The 17,912-nt window shown below is 73.5% G+C and carries 9 protein-coding genes; 6 read left to right on the forward strand and 3 right to left on the reverse strand.

The annotated features are described in order from the left end of the window. The first annotated feature begins 118 nt into the window (after nt 1–118). Nucleotides 119–1,207 carry a hypothetical protein gene (locus Cs7R123_RS16495; RefSeq protein WP_244871862.1) on the forward strand — a complete coding sequence of 363 codons (1,089 nt, stop codon included), beginning with the start codon at nt 119–121 and terminating at the stop codon, nt 1,205–1,207. A 187-nt stretch (nt 1,208–1,394) separates the two neighbouring features. Here the strand turns inward: Cs7R123_RS16495 and Cs7R123_RS16500 are convergent, their stop codons facing one another. Next, nucleotides 1,395–1,880 carry a methylated-DNA--[protein]-cysteine S-methyltransferase gene (locus Cs7R123_RS16500; protein ID WP_212827526.1) on the reverse strand — a complete coding sequence of 162 codons (486 nt, stop codon included), beginning with the start codon at nt 1,878–1,880 and terminating at the stop codon, nt 1,395–1,397. After that, nucleotides 1,877–5,446, reverse strand: coding sequence for a transcription-repair coupling factor (gene mfd / locus Cs7R123_RS16505; protein WP_212827527.1), 3,570 nt, complete (start codon nt 5,444–5,446; stop codon nt 1,877–1,879). The genes Cs7R123_RS16500 and mfd overlap by 4 nt, the downstream gene beginning before the upstream one ends. A gap of 334 nt (nt 5,447–5,780) precedes the next feature. On the opposite strand from mfd, the gene ppc reads away from it, so the two are divergent. Both ppc and cysC read left to right on the forward strand, forming a co-directional pair. Then, nucleotides 5,781–8,582: a phosphoenolpyruvate carboxylase gene (gene ppc / locus Cs7R123_RS16510; RefSeq protein ID WP_212829212.1), complete on the forward strand. Its 2,802-nt coding sequence runs from the start codon at nt 5,781–5,783 to the stop codon at nt 8,580–8,582. Nucleotides 8,583–8,760: 178 nt separating this feature from the next. Further along, nucleotides 8,761–10,278 carry an adenylyl-sulfate kinase gene (gene cysC, locus Cs7R123_RS16515; RefSeq protein WP_212827528.1) on the forward strand — a complete coding sequence of 506 codons (1,518 nt, stop codon included), beginning with the start codon at nt 8,761–8,763 and terminating at the stop codon, nt 10,276–10,278. On the opposite strand, the gene Cs7R123_RS16520 is transcribed toward cysC, so the two are convergent. Further along, nucleotides 10,275–13,115 carry a hypothetical protein gene (locus Cs7R123_RS16520; RefSeq protein ID WP_212827529.1) on the reverse strand — a complete coding sequence of 947 codons (2,841 nt, stop codon included), beginning with the start codon at nt 13,113–13,115 and terminating at the stop codon, nt 10,275–10,277. The two genes, cysC and Cs7R123_RS16520, sit on opposite strands and share 4 nt — an antisense overlap. Nucleotides 13,116–13,374: 259 nt before the next feature. On the opposite strand from Cs7R123_RS16520, the gene Cs7R123_RS16525 reads away from it, so the two are divergent. The 3 genes from Cs7R123_RS16525 (at nt 13,375) to Cs7R123_RS16535 (ending at nt 17,887) form a co-directional block, all read left to right on the forward strand. Further along, a complete protein-coding gene (locus Cs7R123_RS16525) occupies nt 13,375–15,057 on the forward strand; it encodes a Wzz/FepE/Etk N-terminal domain-containing protein (protein ID WP_244871863.1) in 1,683 nt (560 codons plus the stop codon). Further along, entirely contained in the window at nt 15,054–16,505 is a 1,452-nt protein-coding gene (locus Cs7R123_RS16530) for an O-antigen ligase (RefSeq protein WP_244871864.1), read from the forward strand. Before Cs7R123_RS16525 ends, Cs7R123_RS16530 begins: the two co-directional genes overlap by 4 nt. Nucleotides 16,506–16,630: 125 nt before the next feature. Continuing rightward, nucleotides 16,631–17,887, forward strand: coding sequence for a hypothetical protein (locus Cs7R123_RS16535; protein WP_212827533.1), 1,257 nt, complete (start codon nt 16,631–16,633; stop codon nt 17,885–17,887). Nucleotides 17,888–17,912 lie beyond the last annotated feature (25 nt).

Genomic DNA, 17,912 nt, shown 5'->3' on the forward strand with positions numbered 1-17,912 from the left:
CGAAAGTACGGCTTGACACGGCAGAATTCCGCCCGTGACGACGCAGACGCTTCCTCGATCCCCCGAGGCCTGGGTGGGGATAATCCGTTCCGGCCCCGCCCCGGAACAGGCTCCGGCCGTGGTCACCGCCGTCTACCGGCTGTGGCTCGTCGCATTCACGCTGAAGATGCTGGGCTCGACCTGGGACATGTCCTGGCACTTCAAGTGGCTGCGCGACGACTTCGCCCCACCGCACCTGCTCAACACCGCGGGCACCGTGCTCGTGGTCGCGCTCGTGCTGTTCCAGGCCTACCACGGCGTCGGCGTGGACCGCCTGGCCAAGCGCCTGATGGTCGGCGGCACGGCGACGTTCCTGATCGCCATCCCGATCGACGTGCTCAACCACCGGATCAACGGGCTGGACATCACCGCCTGGAGCTTCAGCCACGCGCTGCTGTACCTGGGCACCGCCTTCATGCTGCTGGGCGCCGCCCGCGGCTACTGGATCTCCACTGCTCCCGGCCGCACGCGCACCGTCGTCAGCGCCGTCCTCTGGGGCTTCTTCCTGGAGAACGTGCTCTTCCCGAACCAGCACCAGGAATACGGCGTGCTGTCGTTGCAGGCCTGGGACGCGGGCACGCCGACCGCCGAGCCGAGCCTGCTGGCGTTCGCCGCCGGCCAGATCGGGCGCAGCGTCGACCGGCTCGCGGTCGAGGGCTTCGCGCTGCCGGTCGACTCCTGGGTGTACCCGTCCTGGCTGGCCGGGGCGGCCCTGCTGACCCTGGTCGCGGCCCGGTTCTTCGTCGGCGCCCGCTGGACCGCGACCTGCATCGCCGCGGGCTACCTGGGCTACCGGCTGTTCGCCTGGATGCTGCTGGCGGGCACCGGCTTCCCGAAGTCGATCCCGCCGCTGCTGCTGCTGGCCGGCGCCATCGCCGTCGACGTGGTCTTCCTGGCCCTGCCCGCGACCGCGGCCCCGGCGGCCACGCCGCTGGACGGCAAGGTCTCCGCCCGTCCGGCCACCGCGGCGGGCATCGGGCGGGCGGTGGCGGTCGCCGTGTTCGGCGCGGCCGTGGCCACCGCGGCGCTGGCGGGCGCGGCCTGGCTGCAGAAGTTCTTCATCGGCGCCCCGCCGATCAGCTACCCGGCCTTCGTGTGGGGCGGCCTCGTCCTGGCCGCGGGCTGGACGGCACTCGCCCTGGCCACCCGCCCCCGCCGCACCACCTGACCGGTCCCCGCCCCTCACCGAGGCCGCCGCCCCACCGGGACGGCGGCCTCCGCCGTCCCGGGCCCAAGATCGGCCTTCCCGGCCCAAGACCGGCCAAGTTGCCCGGCAATCGGGCACTCAAGGCCCCCGCATTCGCCCGATTGCCCGGCAACTTGGCTGATCTTGGAACGCCGCTGGGCGGGGCGGGTCAGGAGAGCCAGTCGTGTTCCATGCGGACGCGGGCCTCCAGTTCGAGGAGGTGGCGTTTGCGGGGCAGGCCGCCGCCGAAGCCGACCAGCTTGCCGCCCGCGCCGACCACCCGGTGGCAGGGGACCACCACCGCGACCGGGTTGCGGTTGCAGGCCACCCCGACCGCTCGGGCGGCGTCAGGCTGGCCGACCGCGCGAGCCACCTCGCCGTAGGTCAGCGTCTCCCCGTAGGGGATGCGCGACAGCTGGGCCCACACGGCACGCTCGAAGTCGCTGCCGCGCCGGACCGACACCGGCAGCGTGAACTCGACGAGCTCCCCCGCGAAGTACGCCCGCAGCTCTTCGGCCACGACGTCGAGCCGCCGGTCCACGTCGACCGGCACCGGCTGCGCGCCGAACTGGAGCGCGCACAGCCCGAGGTCGTCGACGCCGCAGGTCAGCGGGCCGATCGGGGTGTCGTCCACCACGGTCCAGCGCAGCGTCATGACCCCAGCACGTCCTTGAGCAGCTGCACGCACCAGTCGAGCAGCTGCTGGTCGCGCAGCGGCTCCCCGCCCACCCGGCGGTTGGTCGGCACGGGCACGCTGACCTGCGCCGCCGTCTGCTTGTACACGGCGTCGGGGTGGTAGCGCTTGAGCCGGAGCTGCCGCGAGTCGGGCAGCTCCAGCGGGCTGAACCGGATGTGCCTGCCCTGCATCGAGATCTCGGTCAGGCCGTACTGCCGCACGGCCAGGCGCAGCTTCGCCACGGCGACCAGGTTGGCCACCGGGGCGGGCGGCTCGCCGTACCGGTCGGTCAGCTCGGCCACCACCTCCTTCAGCGCCACCTCGTCGCGGGCCGAGGCGAGCTTGCGGTAGATCTCCAGGCGCAGCCGCTCGGAGTCGATGTAGTCGTGCGGCAGGTGCGCGTCGACCGGCAGATCGATCTTGACTTCGGCCGCCTCCTCCTCGCCGTTGCCGCCGCCCTTGAACTGCTGAACGGCCTCGCCGACCATGCGGACGTACAGGTCGAAGCCGACGCCCTCGATGTGGCCGGACTGCTCGCCGCCGAGCAGGTTGCCCGCGCCCCGGATCTCCAGGTCCTTCATCGCCACGTACATGCCCGCGCCGAGTTCGGTGTGCTGGGCGATCGTGGCCAGGCGCTCGTGCGCCTGCTCGGTGAGCGGCTTCTCCGGCGGGTAGAGGAAGTAGGCGTAGGCGCGCTCGCGGCCGCGGCCGACCCGGCCCCGGATCTGGTGCAGCTGGGCCAGGCCGAGCAGGTCGGCCCGCTCCAGGATCAGGGTGTTGGCGTTCGGGATGTCGATGCCGGACTCGATGATCGTGGTGGCGACCAGGACGTCGTACTCCTTCTCCCAGAAGCCGACCATCACCTTCTCCAGCGCGTCCTCGCCCATCTGGCCGTGCGCGGCGACCACGCGCGCATCGGGCACCAGCTCGCGCAGGCGCCGCACCGCCTTGTCGATCGTCTCGACCCGGTTGTGCAGGTAGAACACCTGGCCGTCGCGCAGCAGCTCGCGGTGGATAGCCGCGGCGACCTGCTTGTCGTCGTACGCCCCGACGTAGGTGAGGACCGGGTGGCGCTCCTCCGGCGGCGTGGTGATCTGGGACATCTCCCGGATGCCGGTGATCGACATCTCCAGGGTGCGCGGGATCGGCGTCGCCGACATGCTCAGCATGTCGACGTTGGTGCGCAGCTCCTTCAGCCGCTCCTTGTGCTCGACGCCGAACCGCTGCTCCTCGTCGACGATGACCAGCCCGAGCTTGTTGAAGCGGGTGCTCTTCTGGATCAGCCGGTGCGTGCCGATGAGGATGTCGGCACGGCCGTCGGCCGTCATCGCCAGCGTCTCCTCGGCCTCCTTCGGGGTGGCGAAGCGCGACAGCTGCCGCAGCACCACCGGGAACTGCGCCATCCGGTCGGAGAACGTGTTGTAGTGCTGCTGGGCCAGCAGCGTCGTCGGGACGAGCACGGCGACCTGCTTGCCGTCCTGCACCGCCTTGAACGCCGCCCGTACCGCGATCTCGGTCTTGCCGTAGCCGACGTCGCCGCAGATCAGCCGGTCCATCGGGGCCGTCTTCTCCATGTCGGCCTTGACCTCCTCGATCGCCGACAGCTGATCGGGGGTCTCCTGGTACGGGAAGGCGTCCTCCAGCTCGCGCTGCCAGGGCGTGTCCGGGCCGAACGCGTGACCGGGCGCGGCCTGGCGCGCCGCGTACAGCTGGATGAGCTGCGCGGCGATCTCCTTGACCGCCTTGCGGGCGCGGGCCTTGGCCTTCTGCCAGTCGGCGCCGCCCATCTTGTGCAGCGTCGGCTGCTCCCCGCCGACGTAGCGGGACAGCTGGTCCAGGGCGTCGGTGGGCACGAACAGGCGGTCGCCGGGCTGGCCGCGCTTGCTGGAGGCGTACTCGATGACGAGGTATTCGCGGTCGGCGCCGTTGACCTTGCGCTGGACCAGCTCGACGTACTTGCCGATGCCGTGCTGCTCGTGCACCACGAAGTCGCCCGCGCGCAGCTCCAGCGGGTCGATGGTGTTGCGCCGGCGCGAGGGCATCCGGCCCAGCTCGCGGGTGCCGGTGCCGCGGCCGCCGGAGATCTCGGCGCCGGTGACCACGGCCAGCTTCGCCCCGGGCGCGACCAGGCCCTGGCGCAGCGGCCCGCACGAGACGACGACCTGGTTAGGTTCGGGTACGTCGGTGACCTCTGCGATCAGGGACGCGCCGAGGCCCGCGTCGCGCAGCACCTCGACCGAGCGCTGCGCCGGGCCGTGCCCCTCGAACACCAGCGCCACCCGCCAGCCCTCGGCCAGCCAGCCGCGCAGGTCGGCGATCACCTTCGCGGTGTCGCCGTGATACACCGGCGGCTGGGTCGCGGCCCAGCTCAGCACGGTGGCGGTGTCCGGCGCGACCTGCACCGGCGCCGCGTCCAGCCACGGCTCGCCGGCGCCGCCGGGGCGCTCGGTCTCGACCAGCCCGAACGGGGACACCGTCCACCAGGACAGTTTGAGTTGGGCGGCGTGCTGCCGTACCTCCGCGAGGGTCTTGAACGCGGCGGCGCCGAGGTCGATCGGGGCCTTGCCGCCGACGGCGGCCGCGGCCCAGCTCGCCTCCAGGAACTCCTCCGAGGTCCGGACCAGGTCGTGGGCGCGCGTGCGGATCCGCTCCGGGTCCGCGAGCAGCACGAGCGTGTCCCCGGGCACGCAGTCCAGCAGCAGCTCCATGCTGTCGCCGCCCGCGTGCAGGGCCGGGGCCAGCGACTCCATGCCCTCGACCGGGATGCCCTCGGCCAGCTTGGTGAGCATCTCCTCCAACGCCGGATGGTCGGCGGCCAGCCGCGCGGCGCGGGCGCGCACGTCCGGCGTCAGCAGCAGCTCGCGGCACGGCGGCGCCCACAGCCGGTCGACCTTGTCGATGGTCCGCTGGTCGGCCACGGCGAACGTGCGGATCTCCTCGACCTCGTCGCCCCAGAACTCGACCCGGGACGGGTGCTCGTCGGTGGGCGGGAAGACGTCGAGGATGCCGCCGCGCACCGCGAACTCGCCGCGCTTGGTCACCAGGTCGACCCGGGCGTACGCGAGGTCGTGCAGGGTGTGGGTCAGCTCGTCCAGCGGCGCGGTGCTGCCCGGCCGCAGATCGATCGGGTTCAGGTCGCCCAGGCCCCTGAGCTGCGGTTGCAGCGCGCTGCGCACCGGCGCGACGACGATGCGCAACCGCCCCGCCTCACCGGGGTGGGCCAGGCGGCGCAGCACGGCCAGGCGGCGGCCGACCGTGTCCGAGCGCGGCGACAGGCGCTCGTGCGGCAGCGTCTCCCAGGCCGGGTAGACCGCGACCGTGTCCGGGTCGACGAACGCGCCGAGCGCGTCGGCCAGGTCCTCGGCCTCGCGGCTGGTCGCGGTCACCACCAGCAGCGGGCGCGCGGCGGCCGCGGCGGCGACCAGGAACGGCCGGGCCGAGGCGGGCGCGGTCAGGTCCAGCTCGGGTTCGGTCCGGGCCAGTTGCGCGGTACGGGCCAGCGCCGGGTCGGTGAGTGCGGCATCGAGGAGTCCGGTGAGGTTCATCTGCGCCTTCCACGTTCGGCCACGCCGAATTGCCCCGCAGCCAGAACGGTGCGGGGTACGCAGCCCACCCTACTCCCCGGCCCCGGCCGCACCGCGCCGTTTACCGCTGGCCGGTCTTGGTGATGATCGTCGTCTGCGGCCAGAACGCATCGTCGGAGTGGACGATGTGACCGCAGCCGACGATCTCGGAACGGGTGTCGGCGAAATGATCGCGCAATGTGGGATGGCCCGCGTCACACCGCCGACCGGCGGCTCTGCGGGCTAGAGTTCAGTCGGACAGCGTCGTCCTTCACTGCACGAAGAGGGACACGCGGAAGGACCAGCGGTGACTGAGCTGACCTACGATCCGGAACTCGACGCCGCCGGTGAGGCCGCCGACGTCGCGGACGCCGCGCTCCGCGCCGACATCCGCCGCCTGGGCACGCTGCTGGGCCAGACCCTGGCCCGCCAGGAGGGCCGCGGCCTGCTCGACCTGGTCGAAGAGGTCCGCGCCCTCGTGCGCAGCGACGCCGAGTCCGCCGCGATCAAGCTCGGCGCGCTCGACGTCTCCACGGCCACCCTGCTGGCCCGCGCCTTCTCCACCTACTTCCACCTCGCCAACATCACCGAGCAGGTGCACCGGGCCCGCGAGCTGCGGCGCCGCCGCGCCGTGCACGGCGGCTGGCTCGACGGCGCGGCGAAGCTGATCGCCGAGCGCAACGTCCCGGCCAGCGAGATCGCGGCCGCCGCGCGCCGCCTGGCGATCCGGCCCGTGTTCACGGCGCACCCGACCGAGGCCGCGCGCCGGTCGATCCTGACCAAGCTGCGCGCCATCGCCGACGAGCTCGACGCCGAATTCTCCGCCAACGCCCTCTACGGCGAGACGTCGCTGCGCGACAACCGGCTGGCCGAGGTGCTGGACCTGCTCTGGCAGACCGACGAGCTGCGGCTGGACCGGCCGGACCCGACCGACGAGGCCCGCAACGCCGTCTACTACCTGCGCGACCTCTACGACGACGCGGCGCCCCGGGTGCTCGACGACCTGGCCGAGACGCTGAAGCGGCTCGGGGTGGAGACCGCCCCGACCTCGCGCCCGCTGACGTTCGGCACCTGGATCGGCGGCGACCGCGACGGCAACCCGTACGTCACCCCCGCGGTCACCCGCGACGTGCTGCTGCTCCAGCACGAGCACGGCATCCGCGCGGTCGAGGCCGCGCTCGAAGAGCTGATCAACGAGGTGTCCGTGTCGCGCCGCATCCGGGGCGTGTCCCTGGACCTGTCGGCGAGCCTGGCCAAGGACCTCGACGCGCTGCCCGAGGTGAGCGACCGGTTCCGCCGCGTCAACGCCGAGGAGCCGTATCGGCTGAAGGCGCGCTGCATCCGCGCCAAGCTCACCAACACCCGCGCCCGGCTGGCGGCGGGCACCGCGCACGTGCCCGGCCGCGACTACCTGGGCACCCGGGAGCTGATCGCCGACCTGGAGCTGATGCGCGCGTCGCTGGCCCGCAACGCCGGTCAGCTCACCGCGGTGGGCAGGCTCGCCTCGGCGATCCGGACCGTCAGCGCGTTCGGCCTGCACCTGGCCGTGATGGACGTGCGCGAGCACGCCGACGCCCACCACGCGGTGCTGGCCCAGCTCTACGCGCAGGTCGGCGAGGTCAACAACTACGCCATGCTCGGGCGGCAGGAGCGGATCGCGCTGCTGGCCAAGGAGCTGACCGGGCGGCGGCCGCTGTCCAGCGCGGACAGCCCGCTGACCGACGCGGCCCGCAAGACGTTCGACGTGTTCGGCACGATCCGCTCCGCGCAGGAGCTGTTCGGCGAGGACGTGGTCGAGTCGTACATCATCTCGATGACGCGGGGCGTGGACGACGTGCTCGCGGCGGCGGTGCTGGGGCGGGAGGCCGGACTGGTCGACCCGAACGCGCCGCGCGCCTCGATCGGGTTCGTGCCGCTGCTGGAGACCGTCGCCGAGCTCCAGGCCGGCGGCCAGATCCTCGACGAGCTGCTCAGCCTCGCGCCGTACCGGGCGATCGTGCGGGCGCGCGGGGACGTGCAGGAGGTGATGCTGGGCTACTCCGACTCCAACAAGGAGGCCGGCATCACCACCAGCCAGTGGGCCATCCACAAGGCGCAGCGCTCGCTGCGCGACATCGCCGCCAAGCACGGCGTGCGGCTGCGGCTGTTCCACGGCCGCGGCGGCACCGTCGGCCGGGGCGGCGGCCCGACCCACGAGGCGATCCTGGCCCAGCCGTACGGCACGCTCGACGGCGCGATCAAGGTCACCGAGCAGGGCGAGGTCATCTCCGACAAGTACACGCTGCCCGCGCTGGCCCGCGAGAACCTGGAGCTGACCGTCGCGGCCGTGCTCCAGGCGACGCTGCTGCACACCGCGCCGCGCCAGCCCGAGGAGGCCCTGGCCGAGTGGGACGCGGCGATGAGCACCGTCTCCGACGCGGCCTTCGGCAAGTACCGCGAGCTGGTCGAGAACGAGCAGCTGCCGGAGTACTTCTGGGCGGCGACGCCGACGGAGCTGCTCGGCGCGCTCAACATCGGCTCCCGCCCGGCCAAGCGGCCGGACTCCGGGGCGGGCCTGGGCGGCCTGCGGGCGATCCCGTGGGTGTTCGGCTGGACCCAGACGCGCCAGATCGTGCCCGGCTGGTTCGGCGTCGGCACCGGGCTGGCCGCCGCCCGCGAGGCGGGGCTGTCGGACCGGCTGCGCGAGATGCACGAGCGCTGGGACTTCTTCCGCACGTTCCTGTCCAACGTCGAGATGATGCTGGCCAAGACCGACCTGACCATCGCCCGCGGGTACGTGCAGACGCTGGTGCCCGAACCGCTGCGCCACATCTTCGGCACGATCGAGGAAGAGTACGAGCGCAGCGTCGCCGAGGTGCTGGCCATCACCGGCGAACCGGCCCTGCTCGACGCCCAGCCGGTGCTGCGCCGCACCCTGGCCGTGCGCGACACCTACCTGGAGCCGCTGCACCACCTGCAGGTGGCGCTGCTGCGCCAGTACCGCGACGCGGGGCTGGCCGGGCGGGCGATCGCGACCGCGCCGGGCAGCCGCCGCGCCCCCACCACCGACCCGACGCTGGAGCGGGCGCTGCTGACGACCGTCAACGGCATCGCGGCCGGCATGCGGAACACCGGCTGAGCTGCACCGGGCGCCCCTCCACACAACTCACACTCTTCTCCCAGCGGGTGCACTCGACCCGGGTGCGGCGTGCTGCCACACTTGTCACCTGTCGGTCACGGAGGGGCGCTAGTCTCGCGACGACGCGAGTGGGCGCGAAGGAGTGGACCGGGCGGAAGTCGGGGAGGCGGGAGCGGTCGTGAGCGAGCGGAGCGAGCGGGTGGTCGGCGACGAGGTGCTGCGAGGCGCGCCGTCGTGGACGCCGAACCCGACCGAGCTGTCCGATCTGGAGCTGCTGCTCAGTGGTGCGTATGCCCCGCTGGGCGGTTTCCTGGGCCGTGACGACCTGCGGTCGGTGGCCAAGACGGCGCGCCTGAGCGACGGGCGGCCCTGGCCGCTGCCGGTGCGGCTGGAGGTGCCCGCGGGCATGCTCGACGGCATCGACGTCGCCGACGCGCCGCCGCTGCTGCTCACCGACCCGGAGGGCGCCCCGGTGGCGCGGCTGGACGTGACCGAGGTGTGGCCGAGCCGAGAGGGCTGGGCCGGGGTGGCCGGGCCGGTCACCCGTACCGGTGACGGCGGCCGGGCCCCGTTCGCACGCCTGCGCGTGCCCACCGAGCGGGTCCACGGGCGCATCACCGCGCAGCGCGTGCTCGGCTACTTCGCCGACCGGCCGCTGCACCGCCCGCAACTGGCGCAGCTCAACCACGCCGCGCGGCAGCTCAACGCGCAGCTGGTGATCCTGGTGCCGGTCGGCTCGCCCGGCCCGGCCGGGCTGACCTCCGAGGCGCTGGTGCGCTGCGTGCTGGCCGCCCGCGACCGGATGCCCGACCCGATCATCGTGGCGGTGCCGCTGGTCGACCGCGGCAACGAGATCACCGACGCGCTGGTCCGCGCCAAGGTCGCCGCCGCGTACGGGGTGACCCACCTGCTCGGCACCCCCGGCGCCATGACCGGAGCCGGGCCGCGCGTGCTCATCCCCCGCGAGCTGGTCTACGACAGCCGCGACGGCCAGTGGCGCGACCGCGACGAGGTCCCCGAGCGATTCGAGCGGATCGCGCTCACCGACGAGGAGATCGCGGGCCTGCTCGACGACGGCCTGCCGCTGCCGGAATGGCACACCCCGCCCGCGGTCGCCCGCGAGCTGACCCGTTCCCGCCCGCCGCGCCGCCAGCGCGGGCTGGTCCTCTTCTTCACCGGCTTCAGCGGCTCCGGCAAGTCGACGGTGGCGCGCGGCGTCGCCGACGCGCTGCTGGAGACGGGCGAGCGCAGCCTCACCGTGCTCGACGGCGACGTGGTGCGCCGCGAGCTGTCGGCCGGGCTGGGCTTCAGCAAGGCCGACCGCGACCTGAACATCCGCCGCATCGGCTGGGTCGCCGCCGAGGTGGCCCGGCACGGCGGCCTGGCCGTGGCCTGCCCGATCGCGCCGTACGCCAGCGCCCGCGCCACGGTGCGGCAGATGGCGGTGGCCGCCGGGGCCGACTTCGTGCTGGTGTACGTGGCCACCCCGCTGGAGGTGTGCGAGCAGCGCGACCGCAAGGGCCTGTACGCCCGCGCCCGCGCCGGCCAGCTCACCGGCATGACCGGCATCGACGACCCGTACGAGGTGCCCGCCGACGCCGAGCTGACCCTCGACACCTCGGCGGGGACCATCGACGACGCCGTCGGCGAGGTACTCGCGTACCTCGCCGACGAAGGCTGGATCAATCCCCGCTAGCTCTTGCGACCGGCCGGGCCGGTGTAGATGTCGAAGGCCGGGTGCTGGCTGAACTGCCGGAACGAGGCCAGCCCGGCCGGAGTGTCGTCGATCATCGAGCTGCGCCCCTCGGCACTGGGCGACTCGAAGTAGACCAGCGCCTTCAGCCGCGGGAACGACTCCAGCTGGAGCCGGGCCGAGTCGAAGAACTCCGCCTGGTGCTGCGGGTTGCGGGCGGAGTGCCACACACCCCACTCGCCGAGCATCAGCGGCTTGTCCGGGAAGGACGTGGCGGCCCAGTTGTAGAAGCCGGGCCAGTCCCGGCGGCTGCCGGAGGTGCGGTTCATCATCTCGGCGAAGTCGCCGTACCCGTAACCGGGGTCGCTGTAGGCGTACGTGTCCCAGGCGATCCAGTCGACCGCGTCGTCACCGGGGTAGAGCTGCTCGAACCAGCCCTTCACGTTCCACGGCACGAACGCCATGTAGCACATCACCGAGACCAGGTTGGTCACCCCGCGCTGGCGCAGCCCGAACACGACGTGCCGGAACGCCTCGGCGTAGTCGGCGGCGGTCATGCCCGAACCGGGCCGGTTGACCACGTCGTTCTCCGGCTCGTGGTTCATCGTGAAGAAGAACGGGTCGGTCAGCGAGCCCTTGATGTGGGCGGCCAGCCGGTCCAGGTAGGCCTCGGTGCCCCGGTCGCCGGCGGCGATCTGCGCCCAGTTCGCCTCGCGCGGTTTCCAGTTGAGGAACAGGATGCGCCGCTGCTGCGGGTCCTTGGTGATGGCCAGTTCCTCGGCGGTCGGGAACAGCTCGGTGCCCCGGTGGTACGCGTGGTAGATGACCTGGCGGCGGTCGGTGCGCCGCTCGAACTCGTACAGCGCCTCGACGCGGTTCTGGCGGGTGTGCGCCCCGGCGGCGACCCCCCACAGCGCGCCGCAGGTGGGCACCAGGTTCGCGCCGATCACGCAGTCCGCGGGCGTGCCGGGATCGGTCGACGGGCTGGGTTCGGTGGTCGGCCCGCCGCTGGGCTCGGTGCCGGGGCTCGGCTCGGTGCCGGGGCTCGGCTCGCCGCTCGGCGCGACGGTCGGGTCCGGGCTCGGCTCGGTGCCGGGCTCGGTGCCAGGCTCGGTGCTGGGCTCGGCGCTCGGCGCCGGCTCGACGCTCGGCTCGGGGCTGGGCTGCGGCTCAGCAGTCGGTCCAGCGGTCGGTTCGGTGCTCGGCGCCGGTTCGGTGCTCGGCTCGGTGCCGGGCTCGGCGGTCGGCTGCGGCTCAGCGGTCGGCTCGGTGCCGGGCTGCGGTTCGGCGGTCGGCTCGGTGCCCGGATCTGTGCTGGGCTGCGGCTCCGCGGTCGGGTCGGGCTCGGCGGTCGGGTCGGGCTCGGCGGTCGGGTCCGGCTCCGCGGTCGGGTCAGTGCTCGGCTCGGTGGTCGGGTCGGGCGCGGTGGTCGGGTCGGGCTCGGCGGTCGGGTCGGTGCCGGGCTCAGGTTCGGCGGTGGGATCGGTGCCGGGTCCGCCGGTCGGCGCGGGGTCGGTGCCCGGCTGCGGGTCGGTGCCGGGGTCCGCCGCGGGCGGCGTCGGCAGATCGGCCGTGCCGGGCTCGGACGACGAGGCGGACGGGTCCGGCTGGTCGCCGGTCGACGGCCACGGATCCACGACCGGCGAGGACGACGGCAGCGGGTCGGCGGAGGGCCACGGGTCGGCGGAGGGCCATGGATCCACGACCGGTGAGGCGGACGGCAGCGGGTCGCCCGCCGGCCACGGAGACGCGCTCGGCGAGTCCGATGGCCAGGGCTGCTCGCTGGGCGAGTACGACGCGTCGGGCCACGGCGTGACGGTCGGCATCGCGGAAGGCTCTGGCAGGTCCACCGGGTCGGCCGAGGTCGCCGGGCCGGGTTCGGGGTCGGGGTCGGGGTCGGACGGGTCGTCGGTGTCGCGGTCCGGCGCGGCGCTGGCCGACGGCTGGCCCTCGGCCGGTTCGCTGCTGCTCGGGTCCGGGCTGGGCTCGGTCGGGTCCGCCGACGGCTGCGCATCGTCGCCGGGTTCGGGCGACGGCGGCAGCGACAGCGACGGGTCGGCAGTCGGCTCGGACGACCGCGACGGGTCGGCAGTCGGCTCGGACGACCGCGACGGCTCGGCACCGGGCTCGGACGTGCGCGTGGGCGCGCCGGTCGGGCGAGCCGTCCGCGTCGGCTTGGCGGACGGGGTCGCTGACGCGGTGGCGGTGGCGGTGGCCGTGGCCGAGGCGGTGGCCGAGGCCGTGGCCGGTGTGCTGGACGCGGTGTTCCACTCGAACGTGATGGTCGGCGGGCCGGTGGTGGTGGCCCCGGCCTCGGCGGCGACGAAGTAGGCGAGCTGGTTGCCGGTCGGCGCGGTCACCGCGAAGGCGTACCAGCCGGAGCCGTTGACGACCCGGGTGATGTCGAACGCGACGGCGCGGTCGTACCGGCCGGGGGCGACGGAGCCGACGACGGTGCCGAGCCGGGGTGCGGTGGCCGCGGTCAGCGTGCTCTGCCGCCACCGGGTGTCGGGCACCTGCGACAGCTCGACCAGGCGCGGCAGGGTGCCGCTGTGGCGGCCGAGCCAGAGCCAGATCCGGTCGGGGCGGCGCCCCGCGGGCAGCTGTACGTGGAACTTCAGGTAGCTGACCGCCGCTCCGCCCTTGTATCCGCCCGCTGTCAGGTAGACCTGGCGGCCGGATCCGGTGGTGGGCGTGGTGCTCAGGGTGTAGGCGTCCTCGACGACCGACACGCGTGCCGGCGGAGGCGCCAGGGCCCCGCCGAGCAGGCCGAGCAGCACGGCCGACGCCAGTACGGACATGCTTACGGTGATCGCGATGCCGATGCGGGTCTTGCTCATCGCTTCGCCCCTTCCTGAGCCCCCGGTACGCGAGCAGGATTTATGTCCAGTTGTGCGTATCCTTCTGGGCATCATATCCGTTTAGGAAGGTTTGGGAGCTTTTCGGCAAGAACGCAGCGCTGCGATCTTCATCCCGTACATGGCCTTCTAGCTGCGATAACACCATTTTGTCGGGTTATCTGGCAATATGCGCAGTTACGTCGCCCCACCCGGACCGTTGACTCCACCGGACGCCAACGCCGCCAGAAGGGCCCACGCCGTGGACGCGACATACGCCGGGTCACCCCCCTCGTCGTACGACATGACCGACTACCTGGGCATGCTGCGGAGGCACTGGTGGCTCGCCATGCTGCTCGCCGCGCTCGGGGTCGCCGCCGGTTCCGCATACAACCAGTCACTGCCGCGCGAGTACGTCTCCGACGCCTCGGTGCTGGTCCGCCCGGCCGGGCTCGACGCCAACGTCTCCGGCGGCCGCACCCGCGACGACATCAACCTCGACACCGAGGCGCAGCTGCTGCGCTCCACCCCGGTGGTGGCCGGGGCGGCCAAGCTGCTGCACCGCGACGACGTGGACGTGCTGGCCGCCTCGGTCTCGGTCGAGGTGCCGCCGAACACGTCGGTGCTCCAGGTCGAGTTCACCGCGGGCGACCCGCTGCAGGCCCAGGCGGGCGCGCACGCGTTCGCGCAGTCGTACCTGGCCAACCGGGAGGGCAACGCCAAAGCGGAGCTCACCCGGCAGGCCGACGCGCTGCGCGCCAAGCTCAAGGAGCTCAGCGACGACCTCACCGACATCAACGGCAAGCTGGGCGGGCTGCACTCCAACAGCAGCGCGTACGCCTCGCTGGACAGCCAGCGCGACACCACGGTGAACCAGATCAACCAGCTCAACAACAAGGTCAACTCGCTGGCCACCGAGACCGTGAACGCGGGCGTCATCATCCGCGAGGCCCGGGTGCCCAGCAACCCGGTCAAGCCGAACCCGGCCGTCAACTACGCCGCGGGCGCCCTGCTCGGCCTGCTCGCCGGGCTCGGCCTGGCAGCGCTGCGCCAGCGGCTGGACCGGCGGGTGCACGGCGGCCGCGACCTGGTCCGCGCCGGGGTCGACGTGCTGGGCACGGTGCCGGGCAAGGGCAAGACCTGCACCGAGGTGTTCACTCCGTTCAGCCCGGGCGGGCGGGCGTTCAACCGGCTGCGCAACGAGGTGGTCGCCGCGCTCAAGCCGGGCGAGCAGGTCGTGGTGGTGACCGGGGCCAGCCGCGGCCCGGCCGCGACGCTGGTGGCGGCCAACCTGGCCGCCGCCCTGTCCCGCACCGGCGCGGAGGTCGTGCTGGTCGGCGCGCAGGTGCCGGACACGATGGCCGAGAGCGCGCCGCTGGCGCAGCTGCTCGGCGTGGCCCCGACGCCGGGGCTGTCCGACCTGCTCGCGGGCCGGGTCAACCTGGCCGAGGCGACCCAGCGCGCCGCCCGTACGCCGTCGCTGCACGTCATCACCACCGGCGGCACCGCCACCGCCGCGGGCATGCTCCAGTCGCACGCCCTGCGCGACATCGTGGCGACGCTGCGCGCGCACGCCGACTACCTGGTCATCGAGGCCCCGTCGACGGCGGCCAGCGCCGACGCGCAGAGCCTGGCCAGCCTGGCCGACGCGGCGATCGTCGCGGTCGAGCTGCGCCGCACCCGCCGCCCGCAGGTCGCCGACGCGGCCGAGCAGCTGCGCCGGGTCGGCACGATCCTGCTGGGCGGCGTGGTCATGCCCAAGCTGCCGCGCCGCGTCCGGCGCAGGCCCGCGACCGCGTCCGAGCCCGCGCTCGTCGAGACCGCCTCGGCCGAGCCGGACCCGCACACCAACGGCCACAAGCCGCGCGGCGAGGACCAGACCATCATGCTGGCGCCGGTCGACGCCTCCGCGCTGGCCGAGCTCGACGAGGCGCACCCCCGGTGACCGCCGTCGGCGAGTCGGCGACGGACCTCCGTACCGGCGGACCGTCCAGGCGGGCCGACGGCATCGCCCCGGTCACGTCGATACCTGTCACGTCGATGCCGGTCAGCTCGCTGCCGGCCCGGTCCGGGGCCCGGTCACTGCTCGGACCCGGCTGGCCGCTGACGCTGCTGCTGGCGCTGTACCCGCTGTGGTGGGCGCTGGGCCTGGGCGTGCTGGTCTTCCCGCTCGCGGCGGTGCCGATGGCGGTGCAGCTGTGGCGCCGCCACGCGGCCGGGCGGCCGGTGCGGCTGCCCCCGGGTTTCTGGCTCTGGCTGGCGTTCTGCGCCACGGTCGTGGCCGGGCTGGCCGTGCTCGACGTGGACCCGGAGGGGACGGTCGTCGCCGGGTTCGGCGACCGGATCACGGCGGTGGCGTTCCGGCTGGTCCAGTACGCCGCCCTGACGATCCTGCTGGTCTACGCCGGGAACCTGTCCACCGCCGTGCTGACCCAGCGGCGGCTGGTCAACCTGCTGGGCTGGCTGTTCGCGGTGACCGTGGCCGGCGGCCTGCTGGGCACGTTCGCGGGGTCGTTCGAGTTCACCTCGCCGTTCGAGCTGCTGCTGCCCGACGGGGTGCGCGGCAAGAGCTTCGTGAAGTCGCTGGTCCACCCGTACGCGGCGCAGATCATGGACCTGGTCGGCGACCCGGCTCCGCGCCCCGCCGCGCCGTGGGGCTACACCAACACGTGGGGCAACAACTTCTGCCTGCTGGCGGTGTGGTTCGCGGTGGCCGCGTTCGCGTACCGGACCTCGCTGCGCACCCGGATCCTCGCCGTGGCCACGCTGGTGGTGTCGGTGGTCCCGGTGGTCCACTCGCTCAACCGGGGCCTGTGGATCGGGCTGGGCGTGACGGCGGTCTTCGTCGCGGTCCGCCAGGCGCTGGCCGGGCGGGTGCGCTCCCTGATCGCGCTGGGCGTGGTCGGGGCCGGGCTGATCGTGGCGCTGGCCGCCACCCCGCTCGGCGACGTGGTCGAGCGGCGCATGGACAACGGCAAGTCCAACGGCGTACGCATGTTCCTCACCGAGCGGGCGCTGGCCGGGTTCACCGAGTCGCCGGTGCTGGGCTTCGGCTCGACCCGCAACACCGTGGGCGGCCGCAACTCGATCACCGTGGGCGAGTCGGCGGCGTGCGAGCGCTGCGGCAACTTCACCGTCGGCGGCAACGGCCAGCTGTGGCAGCTGCTGTTCGCGCACGGGCTGGTCGGGACCGTGACCTACTTCGGGTTCTTCGGGTACGCGCTGTGGCGTTTCCGCCGCGACCGGTCGGCGATCGGGCTGGCGGGCACGGCCGCGATCGCGGGCTCGTTCGTGGCCGCGCTCTGGTACAACTCCCTGGTCACGCCCCTGGCGTTCACCTTCCTCGGGTACGTGCTGCTCTGGCGCAACGAGCAGACGCGCCCCGGCGCCTGACGCCGCCGTCCTTTTCGCGCGCCGATGCCCCGCACCGATCCCGTGGGTCCTCCGTTGAGCCCGGAGGACATAACGGACAAATACGGGAGGATCGGCGTGGGCGAGCATATTACGTGGGTAGCGGTATGAGCCCGATCAGCACCGCCCCCGCGCAGCTCACCCAGTCCGACGCGCAGCTGCGCGGCCAGTTCCTGCGCGAGGTCCTGCAACTGCTCTACCCCCAGTGCTCCAGCACCGGCGAGCCGGGCACCCGCGTCGCCGAGTACGTCGTCATCCCCGACGCCCGCCGCCCGAAGCTGCTGGTGCCGCTCGGCTCGCGCCGGGTCGCCGCCGCCGCGGTGCGCCGGTTCGCCGAACCGCAGAGCCGCCTGGCCAAGCTCAAGCGCGACGCCGTCGCCGTGGCGCTGCAGTCCGGCGCCTGGCCCGCGGTGCTGCGCGACCGGGTACGCCTGACCAGCCCCGCCGGAGGCGGCGACACCATCGACGCGTTCCTGCGGGAGGCGCTGGGCACCGACGTGCGGGTGAGCATCCACATCGGGCCCGCCCGCGCCAACCGCAAGCCGGTGCTCCAGCTCATCAGCCCCGACGGGCAGACCATCGGCTTCGCCAAGCTCGGCGTCGGCCCGCTGACCCGGCGCCTGGTCCGCGCCGAGACCGCCGCCCTGTCGGCGCTGTCGCACGTGCAGCTGTCCGAGGTGACCGTGCCGAGCATCCTGCACGCCGGGCAGTGGCGCGGCACCCAGGTGCTGGTGCAGTCGGCGCTGCCGGTGTGGCAGGCGCGCGCCGCGCTCACCCCGGCCCGGTTGCAGCGGGCGATGACCGAGGTCGCCGCCGCGTGCGGGCTGACCCAGGGCTGGCTGGCCACCAGCCCGTACTGGGCGGACCTGCGCAACCGGCTGTGCCAGCTGGAGGCCGACACCGCCGCCGCCGACCGGGCCGCCCCCGAGGTGGCCCAGCTGTCGCAGGCAGCCCGCTTCCTGGTGGAGCGCTGCTCGGAGCTGAGCCTGCGCTACGGCGCCTGGCACGGCGACTGGGCTCCCTGGAACATGGCCAACCTGGCCGGCTCGCTGCTGGTCTGGGACTGGGAGCGGTTCACCCCCGGGGTGCCGCTGGGCTTCGACGCCGTCCACTACGACCTGCAACGGCAGCTCCAGGACGGGGTCGACCCGCAGACCGCGGTCGAGTCGACGGTGCGCCGCGCGCCGCTGCTGCTGGAGCCGTTCGAGGTGGTCCCGGGCAGCGCCGAGGTGGTGGCCCTGCTGTACCTGGCCGACCTGGCCACCCGCTACCTCAGCGACCGGCAGGCCGAGGCGGGCGCCCGGCTCGGGGTGCTGGGGACGTGGCTGCTGCCCGTACTCATCCGCAAGGTCGCTCACCTGTGACGCGTCCCCCAGCCCGCCCGAGGAG

Origin of the sequence: Catellatospora sp. TT07R-123 (assembly GCF_018327705.1) — a bacterium.
In the GTDB taxonomy this organism is placed as follows: Bacteria; Actinomycetota; Actinomycetes; order Mycobacteriales; family Micromonosporaceae; genus Catellatospora.